Here is a 19,385-nt window from a genome sequence, read left to right as displayed (position 1 = left end):
CCCCGGGGCCCGCGTCCGTAGACTGGGGGCTGTGAGTGAGCAGCAGCCCGAGGGCCAGGACCGCGACCGCGACGGCACGTTCGACGAGTTCGACCAGATAGTGGCGGAAGAAGCCGACCGAGACCCCGACCTGGCGGTGATCGAGGCCGGGAGCCGCACCCTGCGCGCCCAGGCCGGCCCGCCCGCGGGCGACCCGGTGCCCGCCCGCCCCGAGGACCCCGAGGTGGCCAAGGCGCTGCTGGAGGTGGAGCAGGAGCTGTCCACCCGCTGGGGCGAGACCAAGCTGGACCCGTCCGTCAGCCGCATCGAGGCGCTGATGGACGTCCTGGGCCAGCCCCAGCGCGCCTACCCGACCATCCACGTCACCGGTACGAACGGCAAGACCAGCACGGCCCGCATGATCGAGGCCCTGCTGAACGCCTTCGAGCTGCGCACCGGCCGCTACACCAGCCCGCACGTCCAGTCCGTCACGGAGCGGATCAGCCTGGACGGGGCGCCGATCAGCGCCGAGCGGTTCATCGAGACCTACCACGACATCAAGCCGTACGTGGAGATGGTCGACGCCGCCGAGGACTTCCGGCTGTCCTTCTTCGAGGTCCTCACCGGCATGGCCTACGCGGCCTTCGCGGACGCCCCCGTCGACGCCGCCGTGATCGAGGTCGGCATGGGCGGCACCTGGGACGCCACGAACGTGATCGACGCCTCGGTCGCGGTGATCACCCCGATCAGCCTGGACCACACGGACCGGCTGGGTTCCACGCCCGGCGAGATCGCGCAGGAGAAGGGCGGGGTCATCAAGCAGGACGCCACCGTGATCCTGGCGCAGCAGCCGGTGGACGCGGCGCAGGTGCTGCTGAAGCGGGCCGTCGAGGTCGACGCGACCGTGGCCCGCGAGGGGATGGAGTTCGGCGTCGTCTCCCGCGAGGTCGCGGTCGGCGGCCAGATGCTGACGCTGCGCGGGATGGGCGGCGAGTACGAGGGCATCTTCCTGCCGCTGTACGGCGCCCACATGGCGCACAACGCGGCGGTCGCGCTGGCCGCCGTCGAGGCCTTCTTCGGCGTCGGCGGTCAGCAGGCGCGCGAGCTGGACGTGGACACGGTGCGGCGGGCCTTCGCCTCGGTGACCTCCCCGGGCCGCATGGAGGTCGTGCGCCGCAGCCCGACGGTGATCCTGGACGCCGCGCACAACCCGGCGGGCGCGCAGGTGACCGCGGAGGCCGTGACCGAGGCGTTCGGCTTCAGCCGGCTGATCGGTGTGGTGGCGGCGAGCGAGGGCAAGGACGTCAAGGGCGTCTTCGAGGCCTTCGAGCCGATCTTCGCGGAGGTCGTCGTCACCGAGAACACCAGCCACCGGGCCATGGGCGCGGACGAGCTGGCCGCGATCGCGGTCGAGGTCTTCGGCCCCGACCGGGTGCAGGTCGAGCCGCGGCTGGACGACGCCCTGGAGGCGGCCGTCACGCTGGCGGAGGAAGAGGCCGAATACGGAGGGGCCGGGGTCCTCGTGACCGGTTCCGTGATCACGGTGGGCGAGGCCCGCCTGCTGTTCAAGAGGGGCTGAGGGATCGATGCGCACGCTCTGCGCGAGCACGCTGATCGGCGAGTTCTTCGTCGTCGGCTTCGCGGGCCTGGTGGCCATGAAGAACCCGGACCTGACCCAGGCGGCGGTGTGGACGGTCTGCGGCGTGACGATGCTGCTGTCGGTGGCGCTGTGCGGGATGCTCTCGCGCCGGGGCGCGGTGGAGCTCGGCTGGGCGCTCCAGATCGGCCTGATCGCGAGCGGTTTCGTGGTCCCGACGATGTTCTTCCTCGGCGCGGTCTTCGCCGGCCTGTGGTGGTGCTCGGTGCACTACGGCCGGCGGATCGACGCGATCAAGGCGAGCTGGGCCGCCCGTCAGGCCGAGGCTGACGCTGCGTGACGGGTCACCGTACCGGCCCTGTAGATTCGCCCTACCGCACCCGTATGCCGCAAGGAGTTGGAACATGACCCAGCGCACGCTCGTCATCCTCAAGCCGGACGCCGTCCGCCGTGGCCTGATCGGCGAGATCATCGGCCGGATCGAGCGGAAGGCCGGCTGGACCATTCCCGCGCTGGAGCTGCGCACGCTGGACCAGGAGACCCTGGAGACCCACTACGGCGAGCACAAGGGCAAGCCCTTCTACGAGCCCCTCATGGGCTTCATGTCGAGCGGCCCGGTCGTCGTCCTCGTGGTCGAAGGGGAACGCGTGATCGAGGGTGTCCGCCAGCTGGCCGGTCCCACCGACCCGATCGCCGCGGCGCCCGGCTCCATCCGGGGCGACTTCGGGTCGATCACCCGGGAGAACCTGATCCACGCCTCGGATTCCGAGGAGTCCGCGGAGCGCGAGCTGAAGCTGTTCTTCCCCGGTCTCTGAGCGGCAGCGAACATTCCTTCCTGACGCGACATCAGCCAAATAGCGCTCATGACCTGGGGCGACCGAAGTAATTTCGGTCGCCCTTCGGTATTGCGGGCGGTGTCCGGGAACGCATGGACTGGACACGACGTCACCACTAAGGGGGCGGGTATCCGTTCCGGCGGGATCGCCGGAGTCCCGTCGCGCGATGTCCGTACGTGCGGCACTACGATGGGGCCTCCACCCACACACCCACCTCGCCGACCTGACAGCAGCCGCTATCAACTGGAAGGCCAGACGCTCCTCATGGGGAACAAGGGGAACAACATGTCGTTCATCGGCCGTGACATGGCGATCGACCTCGGGACCGCCAACACGCTGGTGTACGTGAGGGGCCGGGGAATCGTCCTGAACGAGCCGTCCGTGGTCGCCATCAACACGAACACCGGTGGCATCCTGGCGGTCGGCTCCGAGGCGAAGAAGATGATCGGGCGCACGCCCGGCAACATCGTCGCCGTACGCCCCCTCAAGGACGGCGTGATCGCCGACTTCGAGATCACCGAGCGGATGCTCCGGTACTTCATCCTCAAGATCCACAAGCGTCGCTACCTGGCGCGGCCGCGCGTGGTGGTCTGCGTGCCCTCCGGCATCACCGGAGTGGAGCGCCGCGCCGTCATCGAGGCGTCCACGCAGGCCGGCGCCCGCCAGGTGCACATCATCGAAGAGCCCATGGCCGCCGCCATCGGCTCGGGCCTGCCCGTCCACGAGGCCACCGGCAACATGGTCGTGGACATCGGCGGCGGCACCACCGAGGTCGCCGTCATCTCCCTCGGCGGAATCGTCACGGCGCAGTCCATCCGGGTGGCCGGCGACGAGCTGGACAACGCGATCATCCAGCACATCAAGAAGGAGTACTCGCTCCTCCTCGGTGAGCGCACCGCCGAACAGATCAAGATCACCATCGGTTCGGCGTACGACCTCGACAAGGACGAGCACACCGAGATCCGCGGCCGCGACCTGGTCTCGGGCCTGCCCAAGACCGTGGTCATCTCCGCCGCCGAGGTCCGCAAGGCCATCGAGGAGCCGGTCAACGCCATCGTCGACGCCGTCAAGACCACCCTCGACAAGTGCCCGCCGGAGCTCTCCGGCGACATCATGGACCGCGGCATCGTGCTCACCGGCGGCGGCGCCCTGCTGCGCGGGCTCGACGAGCGGCTGCGCCGCGAGACGGGCATGCCGATCCACATCGCCGAGGACCCGCTCGACTCCGTGGCCCTGGGCTCCGGCAAGTGCGTCGAGGAGTTCGAGGCACTCCAGCAGGTCCTGGACGCCCAGCCCCGGCGGTGATCAAATCCCCGTAACGGGGCATGTGGAACACAAGGATCCGCCGTACGGGTGCTGCCGCGCCCGTGCGGCGGATCGTTGATATACAGGCACAGTCCGCAGAGCCCCGGCCCCGCCGGAACGGTTCCGCCGCACGAGTTTTCTACGAGGAAGGCACGGCCGCCGCACGTGAGGGACACACGAGAGAGCCGGCTGCTCCTGGTACTGCTGATCGCCATCGCGTTCGCGCTGATCACGGTGGACATCAGAGCGGGAGAGGCTTCGCCGGTCGACGGCGCCCGGCGGGCCGCCGCGGCCGTCTTCGGCCCCGTCGAGAAGGGCGTCGCGACCGCTGTGGACCCGGTCGCCAACGCCATAGGGGCCGTCCGCGACTCCGACGAGCGCCACAACCGGATCACCGCCCTGGAACGCGAGAACACCGCCCTGAAGATCAAGCTGGGCAGTGACGACCGGACCCGCAGCCGCATCCACGAGCTGGACGAGATGCTCAAGCGGGCCGGCGCCGGACAGTACGGCATCAAGGGCGCCGAGGTCATCGGGATAGGAGCGGCCCAGGGCTTCTCCTGGACCGTCACCATCGACGCCGGCAGCAAGGACGGCATCGAACGGGACATGACCGTCCTCAACGGGGACGGACTCGTCGGCCGCGTCGCCACCGTCGGCCCCGACACCGCCACCGTCGTCCTCGCCAACGACCCCGGCTTCACCGTCGGCACCCGCCTGGAGAAGTCCGGCGAACTCGGCTTCGCCACCGGACAGGGCGACCGCGCCCTCTCCGTCCAGATGCTCAACGGCCGCGCCAAGATCAACCCCGGCGACCGCCTCGTCACCTTCGGCTCCCGCGCCAACAAGCCCTTCGTCCCCGGGGTGCCGATCGGCGAGGTCGTCAAGGTGGACCCCTCGCGCGGCGACCTGACCCGCACCGTCTGGGTGCGCCCCTTCGTGGGCTTCTCCCGCCTCGACATCGTCGGCGTCGTCGTCATGCCCCCGCGCGAGGACCCCCGCGACGCCGTCCTGCCGCCCAAGCCCGAGCCGCCCAAGCCCACGCCGACGGTCACCGTCACGGTCGCCCCGTCGCCCTCCGCCAGCGTCTCCGGCAAGCCGGCCGACGAGTAGGAGCTGACCGCCATGCGCATCAACCGGATCCTGCTCGCGGGCTCGCTCGTCTCCGTCGCCCTCGTCATCCAGGTCACCGTCCTGGGCCGGCTCCAGCTGCCCGGAGCCGTGCCCGACCTCGTCCTGCTGACCGTCGTCGCCCTCGCGCTGGTCTACGGGCACGTCAGCGGGGCCCTCATCGGCTTCGCCGCAGGCCTGCTCACCGACCTCGCCCCGCCCGCCGACCACGCCGCCGGACGCTACGCCCTCGTCCTGTGCCTCATCGGCTACCTCGTGGGCCTCGTCCGCCCCGACAACGGCCGCTTCCGCTCCGCCTGGGGGCCGATGCTCACCGTCCTCGCCGCCGCGATCTGCTCCACGCTGCTGTACGCGGGCGTCGGCGCCCTCGTCGGCGACACCGCCGCCCGCCACGTCGGCCTGGTCGGGCTGCTGTTCACCGCGACCCTCTACGACCTGCTGCTCGCGCCGTTCACCGTGCCGTTCCTCATGGCCCTGGCCCGCCGAGCCGAGAACGACCCGATGGCGGTAGAGGCCAACGGCGGCGCCCCGCAGGGCAAGGACGTCGCCTCCGGCTGGCTCGCCGGCGGCACCGGCCTGCGCATCGGCAGCCAGCGCGGCGGCCTGCGGATGATGACCGCGCGGGGCCGCGCCAACCGGGCCGGCCGCATAAAGGGTGTCAAAGGTGTCAAAGGTGTCAAGGGCGTGAAGAGCGTCAGGAAGCTGTGACGGGGGAGCAGTAGTGACCAACATTCCGGAGACCGGCCGCACCCCCCGGGTGCAGATCCGGCTCGTCATCCTCCAGGTACTCGTCTTCTCACTGCTCCTCACCCTCTTCGGGCGGCTGTGGTACCTCCAGATCCGCAACGGCGCGGAGTACTCCCACGAGGCGAAGAACAACCACGTCCAGCAGGTCGTCCAGCCCGCCGTCCGCGGCTCCATCCTCGACGCCCGCGGCATCCCGCTCGCCGACAACGAGACCCGCCTCGTCGTCTCCGCCAGCCGCACCGAGCTGATGAAGATAAAGGACAAGGGCAAAGGCGTCCTGACCCGCCTCGCCGGGGTGCTGGACATGAAGCCGCAGGACGTCATGGACAAGGTCCGACTCTGCGACTCGAAGACCCCCCAGCCCTGCTGGAACGGTTCCCCCTACCAGCCGATCCCGGTCACCCTGGAGGCCACCACCCAGCAGGCCCTCCAGATCCGCGAACGCCCCGAGGACTTCCCCGGCATCACCGCCGAGCCCACCGCAGTACGCCGCTACCCGGCCCCCGGCGGAGCCAACACCGGCCAGGTCCTCGGCTACCTCTCCCCGGTCACCGACGACGAGATCATCAAGGCCAAGAAGACCAACTCGCCGTTCCTGCGCTCCGACCAGGTCGGCCGCTTCGGCCTGGAACGCACCTACGACAAGCAGCTGCGCGGCAAGTCCGGCGTCACCCGCTACGAGGTCGACAACCTCGGCCGCGTCATCGGAGAGGCCGAGAACGACCCCGCGATCCCCGGCGCCAACCTCGTCACCAGCATCGACGCCCGCGTCCAGGGCGTCGCCGAGTACGAGCTCAACGCCGCCATGGTCGAGGCCCGCAAGCAGATCGACCGCAACACCGGGGTCCCCTACAAGGCCGACGCGGGAGCCGTCGTCGTCCTCGAATCCAAGACCGGCCGGGTCGTCGCCATGGCCTCCAACCCCACCTACGACCCCAACGTCTGGGTCGGCGGCATCTCCGGCAAGGACTACGCCAAGCTCACCGCCAAGGAGTCCAACGTCCCGCTGATGAACCGGGCGATCCAGGGCCAGGCCGCCCCGGGCTCCATCTTCAAGGTCATCCCCACCACCGCCGCCGTCAACGCCGGATACCCTTTCGACGGCAGCTACCCCTGCCCCAGCTCGTACTCCATCGGCGGCCAGGTCTTCAAGAACTTCGAGTCCCAGGGCCACGGCAACATCACCCTCGGCCAGGCCCTCGAAGTCTCCTGCGACACCGTCTTCTACGCCCTCGGCCACCAGCAGTGGCTCAAGGACGGCGGACTCCACCCCATCAAGAACCCCGCGGAGATCTTCTACAAGACCGCCCACCAGTTCGGCCTCGGCGCCGAGACCCACGTCGACCTCCCCGGCGAGGAGAAGGGCCGCGTCCCCGACCGCGCCTGGAAGCAGCGCTTCTGGGAGGCCAACAAGGACCAGTGGTGCAAGACCGGCAAGAAGGGCGGCACCTACGTCGAGCTGCTCTCCTACGAGAACTGCCTCGAAGGCAACCTCATGCGCGCCGGTGACGCCGTCAACTACTCCATCGGCCAGGGCGACACCCTCGTCACCCCGATCCAGATGGCCACCATCTACGCCGCCATCTCCAACGGCGGCACCATGTGGAACCCGACCATCGGCAAGGCGGTCATCAGCGCCGACGGCAAGAAGGTCGAGGAGATCAAGCCGCAGGCCCACGGCAAGCTGCCCATGGACGAGAAGACCCGGCAGCAGATAAGCGAAGCACTGGAGGGCGTCGCCACCCGGGGCACCGCCGCCTGGCGCTTCGGCGGCTGGCCCCAGAAGCAGATCCCCATGCACGCCAAGACCGGCACCGCCGAGGTCTACGGCAAGCAGACGACCTCCTGGTTCGCCACCTACACCGACGACTACACCATCGTCATGACCATCTCCCAGGGCGGTACCGGCTCCGGCGCCTCCGGCCCCGCCGTGCGCAACATCTACAACGCGATCTACGGCCTCGACATGGCCGGCAAGCAGGACCTGTCCAAGGCCCTGCTGCCCAAGCCCGAAGCCGGCCTGCCCACCATCCAGCCGGACGGCTCCATCGACGCCCCCGAGATCCGGCCCTACGTGCCGCCGTCCCCCGAGGACGTCCCGCCCGCCCTCGCCGGCCCGCCGGCCCCGCCCGCGCACAAGCAGGACTGAGGCCCGATGCAGACCGCCAACAAGTTCTCCGTCTCCCGGTACGCGCCCCAGCGCGGGGCCGTCGCCAAACTGACCGCACGGGACTCCGTCCTGCGCCGGCTCGACTGGCCGATACTGCTGTCCGCGCTCGCCCTGTCCTTCCTCGGCGCCCTCCTGGTGTGGTCCGCCACCCGCAACCGCACCACCCTCAACCAGGGCGACCCGTACTACTTCCTGACCCGGCACGCCATGAACACCGGCATCGGCCTCGTGCTGATGATCGGCACGATCTGGCTCGGCCACCGCACCCTGCGCGGAGCCGTGCCGATCCTCTACGGGCTCTCCCTGGTCCTGGTCCTCGCCGTGCTCACCCCGCTCGGCTCGACCATCAACGGCGCCCACGCCTGGATCGTCATCGGCGGCGGCTTCTCCCTCCAGCCCGGAGAATTCGTCAAGATCACCATCATCCTGGGCATGGCCATGCTCCTCGCCGCCCGCGTCGACGCCGGCGACCTCGAACACCCCGACCACCGCACCGTGGTCAAGGCCCTCTGCCTGGCCGCCGCCCCCATGGGCATCGTCATGCTGATGCCCGACCTCGGCTCCGTCATGGTCATGGTCATCATCGTGCTCGGCGTCCTGCTCGCCTCCGGCGCCTCCAACCGCTGGGTCGTCGGCCTGCTCGCCTCCGGCGCCGCCGGAGCGATCCTGATCTGGCAGCTCGGCGTCCTCGACGAGTACCAGATCAACCGCTTCGCCGCCTTCGCCAACCCCGACCTCGACCCCGCCGGCGTCGGCTACAACACCAACCAGGCACGCATCGCCATCGGCTCCGGGGGCCTGCTCGGCTCCGGCCTCTTCAAGGGCTCCCAGACCACCGGCCAGTTCGTCCCCGAACAGCAGACCGACTTCGTCTTCACCGTCGCCGGCGAGGAACTCGGCTTCGTCGGCGCCGGACTGATCCTCGTCCTGCTCGGCGTCATCCTGTGGCGCGCCTGCGTCATCGCCCGCGAGACCACCGAGCTCTACGGGACCATCGTCTGCGCCGGCATCATCGCCTGGTTCGCCTTCCAGGCCTTCGAGAACATCGGGATGACCCTCGGCATCATGCCCGTCGCCGGGCTCCCGCTGCCGTTCGTCTCCTACGGAGGCTCCTCGATGTTCGCCGTCTGGGTGGCCGTCGGCCTGCTCCAGTCGATAAGGGTGCAGCGGCCGATGTCGGCCTGAACCGGGCGCCGCGCCGGACGCTTCCGGCCGGGGCCCGCAGCGCCCTGCCGCCGCCCCGGAACGGGACTAGATTCGACTTATGGCGGACACCCAGCGCGAGACCGAGCGGAAATTCGAGTTCACCGCGGGCCGGGCGGACGACGGGAAGCACCGGGGCCACGGGAAACGGGCGAAGCGGAGCGGGAGGCAGCAGGACGCGAAGAAGCAGGGCGCGAAGCGGCAGGGCGCGAAGAACGGCCGGGCCGCCCGGCCGGGGGTGCCCGACCTGACCGGGACCGCCGGGATCGCCTCCGTCCGCGACCGCGGCACCACCCGCCTCGACGCCGTCTACTACGACACCCCCGGCCTCGCCCTCGCCGCCGACGGCCTCACCCTGCGACGGCGCACCGGCGGCGAGGACGCCGGCTGGCACCTCAAGCTCCCCGTCGCCCCCGGCGTCCGCGACGAGGTCCACGCCCCCCTCTCCGACGCCCTCCCACCGGACCTCGCCGCCCTCGCCCGCTCCCGCACCCGCCGCTCCGCCCCCGAACCCCTGGTCCGCCTCCGCTCCGAACGCCACACCCGCGACCTCCTCGACGCCGACGGCACCCTCCTCGCACAGCTGTGCACCGACTCCGTTCGCGCCGAACGCGGAAAGGCCGCCACCGCCTGGACCGAGGTCGAGGTCGAACTCGCCGACGCCGGCGACCCCGCCCTCCTCGACGCTGTCACGGAACGCTTCGCCGAAGCCGGCCTGCGCCCCAGCGACGCCCCCTCCAAGCTCGCCCGCGCCCTCACCGCCACCGGCGCCCCGCCCCCCCTCCGCCCCGGCCACGCCCCCGCCGACCGGACGGCGGGCGCGCACGTCCTGGCGTACCTGCGCGAGCAGCGCGACGCCCTCATCGCCCAGGACCCCGCCGTACGCCGCGACCTGCCCGACTCCGTCCACCAGATGCGCGTCGCCATCCGCCGGCTGCGCAGCGCCCTCGCCACCCACCGCAAGATCCTCGACCGCGCAGCCACCGACCCCGTGCGCGAGGAGCTGCGCTGGCTCGGCGCCGAACTCGGCGCCGACCGCGACCGCGAAGTCCTCCTGGAACTGCTGCGCGCCCGGCTCGCGGAACTCCCGCCCGACCTGCGCCTGGGCCCCGTCCGCGACCGGCTGCGCACCTGGAACGCCCTGCGCCGCAAGCGCACCCGCCGCCGTGCCGTCGCCGCCCTCGACAGCGACCGCTACCTGGCCCTCCTCGACGCCGTCGACGCCCTCCTCGCCGAGCCCCCGCTGCGCCCCGCCGCCTCCCGCCCCGCCACCCGGCAGCTGCCCAAGGCCCTACGGCACGACTGGGACCGGCTCGCCGACCGCGTCGACGCCGCCCTCGCCCTCGACTCGGGCGAGGAACGCGACCGTGCCCTCCACGAGGCCCGCAAGGCCGCCAAACGGGCCCGCTACGCCGCCGAGGCGGCCGCCCCCGCCCTCGGCAAGGCCGCCCGCAAGCAGGCCAAGGCCGCCAAGTCGGTCCAGTCCCTGCTCGGCGACCACCGCGACGGGGTCGTCGCCCGCGAGGCCCTGCTCGGCCTCGGCGCCCAGGCGGCCGACGCGGCCGAGTCCTCCTTCACCTGGGGAGTGCTCCACGCCCGCGAGGAAGGCCGGTCCGCCCGCCTGGAGCACAAGCTTCCGGCCATCTGGGCCAAAGCCGAGCGGCGCAGGGCGAAGGCGGCCCGGAAATGATCACGTGGAGAAGGGGAGCCGGGCCTCAAGGTACGCTTGAGAGTCGCCCCCTGCCCGCTTCACGAAAGTCGCGTGATGTCCGAGTCGGTCTTCCCACAGCTCGAAGCTCTGCTCCCGCATGTGCAGAAGCCCATCCAGTACGTCGGCGGTGAACTGAACTCCACCGTCAAGGACTGGGACGCGTGTGACGTCCGCTGGGCGCTCATGTACCCCGACGCGTACGAGGTGGGTCTGCCCAACCAGGGCGTCATGATCCTCTACGAGGTACTCAACGAGCGCGAGGGCGTCCTGGCCGAGCGCACCTACTCGGTGTGGCCCGACCTCGAAGCCCTGATGCGCGAGCACCAGGTGCCGCAGTTCACGGTCGACAGCCACCGCCCGGTCTCCGCCTTCGACGTGTTCGGCCTGTCCTTCTCCACGGAGCTGGGCTACACCAACATGCTCACGGCGCTCGACCTCGCGGGCATCCCGCTGGAGGCCCGGAACCGCACCGTCGACCACCCCATCGTCCTCGCGGGCGGCCACGCGGCCTTCAACCCCGAGCCGATCGCGGAGTTCATCGACGCGGCCGTCATCGGCGACGGCGAGCAGGCCGTCCTCGACATGACCGAGATCATCCGCACCTGGAAGGCCGAAGGCCGTCCCGGCGGCCGCGAGGAGGTGCTGCTGCGCCTCGCGAAGACCGGCAGCGTCTACATCCCGGGCTTCTACGACGTGGAGTACCTGGAGGACGGCCGCATCGGCCGTGTCGTGCCCAACCGCTCCGGCGTTCCGTGGCGCGTCTCCAAGCACACCGTCATGGACCTCGACGAGTGGCCCTACCCCAAGCAGCCGCTCGTCCCGCTCGCCGAGACCGTCCACGAGCGGATGTCCGTCGAGATCTTCCGCGGCTGCACCCGCGGCTGCCGTTTCTGCCAGGCCGGCATGATCACGCGCCCCGTGCGGGAGCGAAGCATCACCGGCATCGGCGAAATGGTGGAGAAGGGCCTCAAGGCCACCGGCTTCGAAGAGGTCGGCCTGCTCTCCCTCTCCTCCGCGGACCACACCGAGATCGCGGACATCGCCAAGGGCCTCGCGGACCGCTACACGGACGACAAGGTCGGCCTCTCGCTGCCCTCGACCCGCGTGGACGCCTTCAACGTGGACCTGGCCAACGAGCTGACCCGCAACGGCCGCCGCTCCGGTCTGACCTTCGCCCCCGAGGGCGGCTCCGAGCGCATGCGCAAGGTCATCAACAAGATGGTCTCGGAAGAGGACCTGATCCGCACCGTCGCCACCGCCTACGGCAACGGCTGGCGCCAGGTGAAGCTGTACTTCATGTGCGGCCTGCCGACGGAGACCGACGAGGACGTCCTCCAGATCGCCGACATGGCGATCAACGTCATCGCCAAGGGCCGCGAGGTCTCGGGCCAGAACGACATCCGCTGCACGGTGTCGATCGGCGGTTTCGTCCCGAAGCCGCACACCCCCTTCCAGTGGGCCCCGCAGCTCTCCGCCGAGGAGACCGACGCCCGCCTGGCCAAGCTCCGCGACAAGATCCGCGGTGACAAGAAGTACGGCCGCTCGATCGGCTTCCGCTACCACGACGGCAAGCCCGGCATCGTCGAGGGCCTCCTGTCCCGCGGCGACCGCCGCATCGGCGACGTCATCCGCGCCGTCTACGAGGACGGCGGCCGCTTCGACGGCTGGCGCGAGCACTTCTCGTACGACCGCTGGATGCAGGCCGCGGAGAAGACCCTGCCCGCCTACGGCGTCGACGTGGCCTGGTACACCACCCGCGAACGCACGTACGAGGAAGTCCTCCCCTGGGACCACCTCGACTCCGGCCTGGACAAGGACTGGCTGTGGGAGGACTGGCAGGACGCCCTCGACGAGACCGAGGTCGAGGACTGCCGCTGGACCCCCTGCTTCGACTGCGGCGTGTGTCCTCAGATGGACACCCACATCCAGATCGGCCCCACGGGCAAGAAGCTGCTGCCGCTGTCCGTGGTGAAGTGATCTGAACCCGTACGCGAGCGCCCCCCGCCGGAATCCGGCGGGGGGCGCTCGCGTGTGATCCACAGGGCCGGCGCAACGGGGCGGTCCGGTCTGGTGTCCTTAGCGGCATGGAAATCGAGAAGGCGCAGGGCGGGCCCGGCGGGGACGGCTGCCTGGCCGGGGCCGTCAGGGTGCCGGTGAAGGTCGTGGCTGTGCTGGTGGTACTGCCCGTGCGGGTGGTGTGGGACCTGGTCGCGGCCTGTGCCCGAGGGCTCGGGCGGCATGTCCTCGCGCCGCTGGGGAACGGCCTCGGATGGGGGCTCGTGCGGCTGTGGCGGTACCTGCTGAAGCCGCTCGTGCTGGTGGTTTTCCACTGGCCTTGGGTGGGAATGTGGCGGTACCTCCTCGCTCCGGTCGGCGGGGCCGTGTACCGGTACGGGCTGAGGCCTCTGGGGATGGGCGCCGCCTGGGTGGTGCTGGCCGTCGGGCGGTACGTGCTCGCGCCCGTCGGGGCGGGCCTCGGGTGGGTGCTGCGGGACGTCGTCGCCCCGCCGCTCGCCTGGCTGTACCGCCGGGTGCTGACCCCGCTGGGGCGCGGGGTGCGGTGGCTGGTGCGCGGGGCCTGCCTGCTGGTGTTCGTCTGGCCCTGGGTGGGGCTCTGGCGGTACGCCGCCGTCCCGCTCGGGCGGGGGGCGGCCTGGCTGGTCGTGCACGTGCTGGTGCCGCCGGCCGTCTTCCTCTGGCGGCACGTCCTCGCCCCCGCCTGGCACCTCGCGGGCCGGATCACCCGGGCCCTCGGCCGCGGAGCGCGGTGGCTGTGGCGCGGCTGCGTCGCCCGGCCCCTCGCCTGGGTCCACCGGCAGGTGGCCACCCCCGTCGGACACGCGGTGCGTCAGGTCTGGCGCACCGCCCGCGCCGCGGTGCGCGAGGCGCGGGCCGAGGTGCGGCGGGCGCTCTTCGGTGGGCCCGCGGGGGAACCGGCGAGGTCACGGGCGCGTACTCTGGGTAGTACGACAGCCGCCGACGCGGCACCCGCTGCCGAGATCTCCCTGCCCGACCGGCGGGGGTGAACCGGACGGGTCGACGGAACTCAGGGCGGCGCGCGAGCCGCGACGCCCCGCACAAGGAGAAGAACCACTGGGCAAGCGACAGCCCGAAGGCCCGCCTCCCGCACCGGTGGTGCAGCGCATCCGACTGCGCTACACCAAGCGTGGCCGCCTCCGGTTCACCAGCCACCGAGACTTCCAGCGCGCCTTCGAGCGCGCCCTGCGCCGCGCCGAGGTGCCCATGGCGTACTCGGCCGGCTTCACCCCGCACCCCCGGGTCTCGTACGCGAACGCCGCGCCCACCGGCACCGGCAGCGAGGCCGAGTACCTGGAGATCGCCCTCGCCGCGCCCCGCGACCCGGAGACGCTGCGCAAGCTGCTCGACGAGTCGATGCCGCTCGGCCTGGACATCGTCGACGCCGTGGAGGCCCGCACCTCCGGGCTCGCGGACCGGCTGACCGCCTCCATCTGGGAGCTGCGCCTGGAGGGCGTGGAGCCGGCCGAGGCCCAGCGGGCCGTGGACGCGTTCCTGGCCGCCGAGACGGTGGAGGTCCAGCGCCGCACCAAGAACGGGATGCGGACCTTCGACACCCGCGGCGCGGTCGTCAGCCTCGAAGCCCTTCCGGCCCAGGTTGATAGGCCGCTGGACAATGCCTGTGCGATACTGCGGCTGGTTGTTCGGCATCTGACACCTGCCGTGCGACCCGACGACGTCCTGTCCGGTCTCCACGCTGTGGCCGACCTGGCGCCGCCGGTCCCCGCTGCGGTGACCAGGCTGGCGCAGGGGCTCTTCGACGAGGAGTCCGGCACGGTGACCGACCCGCTCGCGCCCGACCGCGAGGCCGACACGGCCGCCCCACCCACGGCCGCCGTGAACGCCGACGCGAAGGCGCCGGAAGGTCCCGCCGCGTAGGGATCGTCGTCGTCGCGCCGCCCTGGCACTCGGGAGCCACCTGGGTCGGGCAGCGCACTGACCTGAAGACTTCCGCCAGGCCGTACGGACAAGACGTACGGAACCGGCGGCCATGGACTACAGCTCCCGTGTGGCGAACGCGCCCCGGAGGCCGGCTCCGCGTACATCGCGCGGAGCCGTGCCGGACCGGACGTCAGCCGCGGCGCCCGGGAGCGTGACGGGAGAACCGCCCGCATGCTCGACAACGAAAACGAGAACACCCCCGCCGCCGACTCCGGCAGCCCCAGCGACAACCTGCCGCCGCGCAGGCGCCGCCGCGCTGCCTCCCGGCCGGCCGGTCCGCCCGGCGGCGCCGCCGCCGAGGCCCCCGCCGAGACCGCCGCCGCCCCCGCGCCCGCCGTGGCCGAGGAGGCTCCGGCCGCTCCGGCTCCCCGCACCCGCCGCCGCGCGGTCCGCGCCGTGGCCGCTCCGGCCGCCGCCGAGCCCGTGGAGGTCGTCGTGGAGACCCCGGCCGCTCCGGCCGTGGAGGAGGAGGCTGCGGCCGCTCCGGCTCCGCGTGCCCGTCGCCGTGCCACCCGTGCCGTGGCCGCTCCGGTCGCCGAGGCCGCTCCGGTCGTCGCCGAGGCGCCCGCCGCTCCGGCCGTGGAGGAGGAGGCTGCGGCCGCTCCGGCTCCGCGTGCCCGTCGCCGTGCCACCCGCGCCGTCACCGCCCCGGCCGCCGCTGCCGCCGAGCCGGCCGAGGCCGTCGTGGAGGCCCCGGCCGCGCCCGCCGCCCCGGTCGTGGAGGAGGAGGCCCCGGCCGCTCCGGCTCCGCGTACCCGTCGTCGCGCCACCCGCGCCGTCGCCGCCCCGGCCGCGGCCGAGGCCGCCCCGGCCGCTGCTCCGGCCGCCGCCGAGGAGCCCGCCGAGGAGACGCCTGTCGCGGCCGAGGCCCCCAAGGCGGCCACCCGCGCCGTCACCGTCGCCGACGCCGTCGACGCCCCGAAGCGCGGCCGCCGCCGTGCCACCCGGGCCGCCGCTCCGGCCGCCGCCCCCGCGCAGCCCGAGGCCGCCGCCGAGCCGGAGGCGCCCGCCGCCCCCAACCGGGCCGCCCGCCGTGCCGCGCGTCCCGCGGTGCCCGTCTTCCAGGCCCCGGTCTTCGCCGAGCCGATGTTCCAGACCCCGGAGACCGCCGCCCTGGCCGCCGCTGCCGCGGCCGCCGCCGTGGAGGCGGAGGAGGAGGCCGAGGAGGAGGAGGCCGAGGCGGTCGCCGAGGTCCAGGCTCCCGCCGCCCAGCCGGCCGGCCGCCGCCGTCGCCGTCGTGGCGCCGCCGCCGAGCCGGCCGCCGCCGAGGCAGCCCCGGCCGAGGCCGAGTACGCCGAGGAGGAGCCGGAGGCCGAGGCCGCCGACCTCGACGAGGACGAGGCCGACGAGTCGGACGAGCGCCCCTCGCGCCGCCGCCGCCGTGGTGGCCGTCGCCGCCGCCGCGGTGAGGCCGCCGACCTCGACGAGAGCGCCGAGGACGAGGCCGAGGCGGAGGCAGCCGACGCGGAGGACGGGCAGGAAGAGGAAGAGGAGGCCGAGGAGGCCCTCGGTTCCTCCTCCAGCCGTCGCCGTCGCCGTCGCCGCCGCCGCAGCGGTGACGCCGCCGAGGTCGAGGCGGGCGAGGAGGACGGTGTCCGCACCGTCGTCAAGGTCCGCGAGCCGCGCCCGGCGCGCGAGAAGGCCGAGCCGTCCGACGAGGTGCAGTCCATCAAGGGCTCGACCCGTCTGGAGGCGAAGAAGCAGCGCCGCCGCGAGGGCCGCGAGCAGGGCCGCCGCCGTGTGCCGATCATCACCGAGGCCGAGTTCCTGGCCCGCCGTGAGGCCGTCGAGCGCGTGATGGTCGTCCGCCAGAACGGCGACCGCACCCAGATCGGCGTCCTTGAGGACAACGTGCTCGTCGAGCACTACGTCAACAAGGAAGAGGCCACCTCGTACGTCGGCAACGTCTACCTGGGCAAGGTCCAGAACGTGCTGCCGTCCATGGAGGCCGCCTTCATCGACATCGGCAAGGGCCGCAACGCCGTCCTGTACGCCGGCGAGGTCAACTTCGAGGCGCTCGGCATGGCCAACGGGCCGCGCCGCATCGAGTCCGCCCTGAAGTCCGGCCAGTCCGTCCTGGTGCAGGTCACCAAGGACCCGATCGGCCACAAGGGCGCCCGCCTGACCAGCCAGGTCTCGCTGCCCGGCCGCTACCTGGTCTACGTGCCCGAGGGCTCGATGACCGGCATCAGCCGCAAGCTGCCCGACACCGAGCGCGCGCGTCTGAAGACCATCCTCAAGAAGATCGTCCCCGAGGACGCGGGCGTCATCGTGCGCACCGCCGCCGAGGGCGCGAGCGAGGACGAGCTGCGCCGCGACGTCGAGCGTCTCCAGGCGCAGTGGGAGGACATCCAGAAGAAGTCGAAGCAGATCACGACGTCGTCGCCGAGCCTGCTGTACGGCGAGCCGGACATGACCGTCCGCGTCGTGCGCGACATCTTCAACGAGGACTTCTCCAAGGTCATCATCAGCGGCGACCAGGCGTGGGAGACCATCCACGGCTACGTGTCCCACGTGGCCCCGGACCTGGCCGACCGGCTGTCCCGCTGGACCTCCGAGGTGGACGTCTTCGCGACGTACCGGATCGACGAGCAGCTCGCCAAGGCGCTCGACCGCAAGGTGTGGCTGCCCTCGGGCGGCTCCCTTGTGATCGACAAGACCGAGGCGATGGTCGTCATCGACGTCAACACCGGCAAGTTCACGGGCCAGGGCGGCAACCTGGAGGAGACCGTCACCCGGAACAACCTGGAGGCGGCCGAGGAGATCGTGCGCCAGCTGCGGCTGCGCGACCTGGGCGGCATCGTCGTCATCGACTTCATCGACATGGTCCTGGAGTCCAATCGCGACCTGGTGCTGCGGCGCATGCTGGAGTGCCTGGGCCGCGACCGCACGAAGCACCAGGTGGCCGAGGTGACCTCGCTGGGCCTGGTCCAGATGACCCGCAAGCGGGTGGGCCAGGGCCTGCTGGAGTCCTTCTCCGAGACCTGCGTCCACTGCAACGGCCGCGGTGTCATCGTCCACATGGACACCCCGGCCGCGCCCGGCGGTGGCGGCAACGGCAAGCGGGCCAAGCGCCGTGGCGGCCGCGCCCTGGAGCACGAGCACGAGCTGGAGACGGCCGAGACCGTCGAGGCCGAGGTGTTCGAGGCTGAGACCGAGGCGGAGGTGGCGGCCGAGGCCGCCGCGCCGCGCGCGCTGCCGGAGCCGGCGTTCGTCCCCGGCGAGGAGCTGTACAGCAGCCCGGCCGAGGCGGAGGCCGCGGCCGGCATCAGCGGGCGCCGCAACCGCCGCCGTGCCACCCGCAAGGCGACCGCCCCGGCGGGTGCCCCGCGCGGTGGCGAGCGGCAGGCCGCCCCGGCGCCGGTGGCCCCGGTCGTCTCGGACGAGCCGGTCACCGAGCCCGCCGACACGGTGCTGGAGCCGGTCGGCGAGGTCGTCGCCGAGGCCGTGGAGGCCGCGGAGACGGTCGAGGCCGCCCCGGTCGAGGCCGCCCCGGTGGCCGAGGAGGCCGCGCCGAAGGGCCGTACCCGTCGCCGGGCGACCCGCAAGGCCACCGCTCCGGCTCCCGAGCCGGCCGTGGAGGCCGTGGCCGAGGCGGAGCCCGAGCCGGAGCCGGTCGTGGAGGCCGTCGCCGAGCCCGAGCCCGTCGTGGAGGCCGAGCCGGTCGTGGAGGCCGTCGCCGAGGCCGAGCCGGTCGCGGAGCCCGTGGCCGCGCCGGAGCCCGTCGTGGAGGCCGCCCCGGCGCGTCCGCGCCGCCGGGCCGTCCGCAAGGCCACCGCACCCGCCGGTGCGGCGGAGGCCGCCATCGTGGTCGTCGAGACCCCGGGGGCCGAGCCGGCCGCCGCGGCCGAGCCCGAGGCCAAGGCCGTCGCCGAGCCGGTCGTCGAGGCGGACGCCGAGGCCGAGGCCCCGGCTCCGGCCAAGAAGACCGCCCGCAAGGCTCCGGCCAAGAAGGCGGCCACGGCAAAGAAGGCCCCGGCCAAGAAGGCCGCGGCCGCCAAGAAGACCGCCGCGAAGAAGACGACGACGGTCAAGAAGACCGCCGCGAAGCGGGCGACGAAGAAGACCGCGGCGGCGGAGCAGCAGACCCCGCCGTCCGTCTCGGCTCCGGCCGAGGACTGATCGACGCCCTGTCCGCGGGGCCCTGCCGAGAGGTGGGGCCCCGCGGGCGCGCGGGGCCCGGTTTGACCCGCTCGGACCGGCCCCGTAACCTAGACCGTCGGCGTGTCCTGGACGTTTACCGTGCAGCGCGCCACGCTCCTGAGCACCTTCCTCCCGCACCCTCCGCGCAAGCGGACGGGACACGGGAGAGGCCGCTCGTCCATTCCGGATCACCGTGGGCCCCGGCCCGCGTGAGCGGCTGGCTTCAGGAGTTTCCGCCCCGAGTGAGAGAGAGATCCGCGTGTACGCCATCGTGCGCAGCGGTGGTCGCCAGCACAAGGTTGCTGTCGGCGACATCGTTGAGGTTGACAAGATTTCCACTGCCAAGGTTGGCGACACGGTCGAGCTCTCGACCCTGCTCGTTGTCGACGGCGACGCCGTGACCAGCGACCCGTGGGTCCTGGCCGGCATCAAGGTCACGGCCGAGGTCGTGGACCACCACAAGGGCGCCAAGATCGACATCCTGCGCTACAAGAACAAGACCGGCTACCGCCGTCGCCAGGGTCACCGTCAGCAGTACACGGCGATCAAGGTCACCGGTATCCCCGCGGCTGCGAAGTAAGAGGG

The 19,385-nt window shown here is 72.3% G+C and carries 14 protein-coding genes; all 14 read left to right on the top strand.

Annotated features, from left to right (window positions below; translation table 11 throughout):
• Positions 1–31 precede the first annotated feature (31 nt).
• The 14 genes from folC to rplU all read left to right on the top strand — a co-directional run bounded on the left by folC (position 32) and on the right by rplU (position 19,380).
• Positions 32–1,558, top strand: a complete 1,527-nt coding sequence (folC, locus tag WDV06_RS07760) for a bifunctional tetrahydrofolate synthase/dihydrofolate synthase (protein WP_395508892.1) — start codon at positions 32–34, stop codon at positions 1,556–1,558.
• A gap of 7 nt (positions 1,559–1,565) precedes the next feature.
• Complete coding sequence (locus tag WDV06_RS07755; RefSeq protein WP_395508891.1) at positions 1,566–1,916, top strand: DUF4233 domain-containing protein; 351 nt, start codon at positions 1,566–1,568, stop codon at positions 1,914–1,916.
• Positions 1,917–1,980: 64 nt separating this feature from the next.
• Positions 1,981–2,391 carry a nucleoside-diphosphate kinase gene (ndk, locus tag WDV06_RS07750; protein ID WP_395508890.1) on the top strand — a complete coding sequence of 137 codons (411 nt, stop codon included), beginning with the start codon at positions 1,981–1,983 and terminating at the stop codon, positions 2,389–2,391.
• Between the two features lie 306 nt (positions 2,392–2,697).
• On the top strand, positions 2,698–3,717 hold the full coding sequence (locus WDV06_RS07745) for a rod shape-determining protein (RefSeq protein WP_008738981.1): 1,020 nt from the start codon (positions 2,698–2,700) through the stop codon (positions 3,715–3,717).
• Between the two features lie 165 nt (positions 3,718–3,882).
• Positions 3,883–4,830 (top strand): rod shape-determining protein MreC, encoded by a 948-nt coding sequence (mreC, locus tag WDV06_RS07740; RefSeq protein WP_395508889.1) that lies wholly within the window; start codon positions 3,883–3,885, stop codon positions 4,828–4,830.
• Positions 4,831–4,842: 12 nt separating this feature from the next.
• Positions 4,843–5,556: a rod shape-determining protein MreD gene (gene mreD, locus WDV06_RS07735; RefSeq protein ID WP_395508888.1), complete on the top strand. Its 714-nt coding sequence runs from the start codon at positions 4,843–4,845 to the stop codon at positions 5,554–5,556.
• Between the two features lie 13 nt (positions 5,557–5,569).
• A complete protein-coding gene (mrdA, locus tag WDV06_RS07730; protein WP_395508887.1) occupies positions 5,570–7,744 on the top strand; it encodes a penicillin-binding protein 2 in 2,175 nt (724 codons plus the stop codon).
• Between the two features lie 6 nt (positions 7,745–7,750).
• Complete coding sequence (rodA, locus tag WDV06_RS07725) at positions 7,751–8,950, top strand: rod shape-determining protein RodA (RefSeq protein WP_395508886.1); 1,200 nt, start codon at positions 7,751–7,753, stop codon at positions 8,948–8,950.
• A gap of 79 nt (positions 8,951–9,029) precedes the next feature.
• Positions 9,030–10,658: a CYTH and CHAD domain-containing protein gene (locus tag WDV06_RS07720; RefSeq protein ID WP_395508885.1), complete on the top strand. Its 1,629-nt coding sequence runs from the start codon at positions 9,030–9,032 to the stop codon at positions 10,656–10,658.
• 72 nt (positions 10,659–10,730) lie between these two features.
• Positions 10,731–12,656, top strand: a complete 1,926-nt coding sequence (locus WDV06_RS07715) for a TIGR03960 family B12-binding radical SAM protein (RefSeq protein WP_395508884.1) — start codon at positions 10,731–10,733, stop codon at positions 12,654–12,656.
• A gap of 107 nt (positions 12,657–12,763) precedes the next feature.
• Positions 12,764–13,705 (top strand): hypothetical protein, encoded by a 942-nt coding sequence (locus tag WDV06_RS07710; protein ID WP_395508883.1) that lies wholly within the window; start codon positions 12,764–12,766, stop codon positions 13,703–13,705.
• A 109-nt stretch (positions 13,706–13,814) separates the two neighbouring features.
• Entirely contained in the window at positions 13,815–14,594 is a 780-nt protein-coding gene (locus tag WDV06_RS07705; protein ID WP_395508882.1) for a TIGR03936 family radical SAM-associated protein, read from the top strand.
• A gap of 234 nt (positions 14,595–14,828) precedes the next feature.
• Complete coding sequence (locus WDV06_RS07700; RefSeq protein WP_395508881.1) at positions 14,829–18,779, top strand: Rne/Rng family ribonuclease; 3,951 nt, start codon at positions 14,829–14,831, stop codon at positions 18,777–18,779.
• Positions 18,780–19,059: 280 nt separating this feature from the next.
• Positions 19,060–19,380 carry a 50S ribosomal protein L21 gene (gene rplU / locus WDV06_RS07695; protein ID WP_015033583.1) on the top strand — a complete coding sequence of 107 codons (321 nt, stop codon included), beginning with the start codon at positions 19,060–19,062 and terminating at the stop codon, positions 19,378–19,380.
• The last annotated feature ends 5 nt before the right edge of the window (positions 19,381–19,385 follow it).

Source organism: Streptomyces racemochromogenes, assembly GCF_044129415.1.
Classification (GTDB): domain Bacteria; phylum Actinomycetota; class Actinomycetes; order Streptomycetales; family Streptomycetaceae; genus Streptomyces; species Streptomyces racemochromogenes_A.
This window is presented reverse-complemented; position numbering and strand designations above follow the sequence as displayed.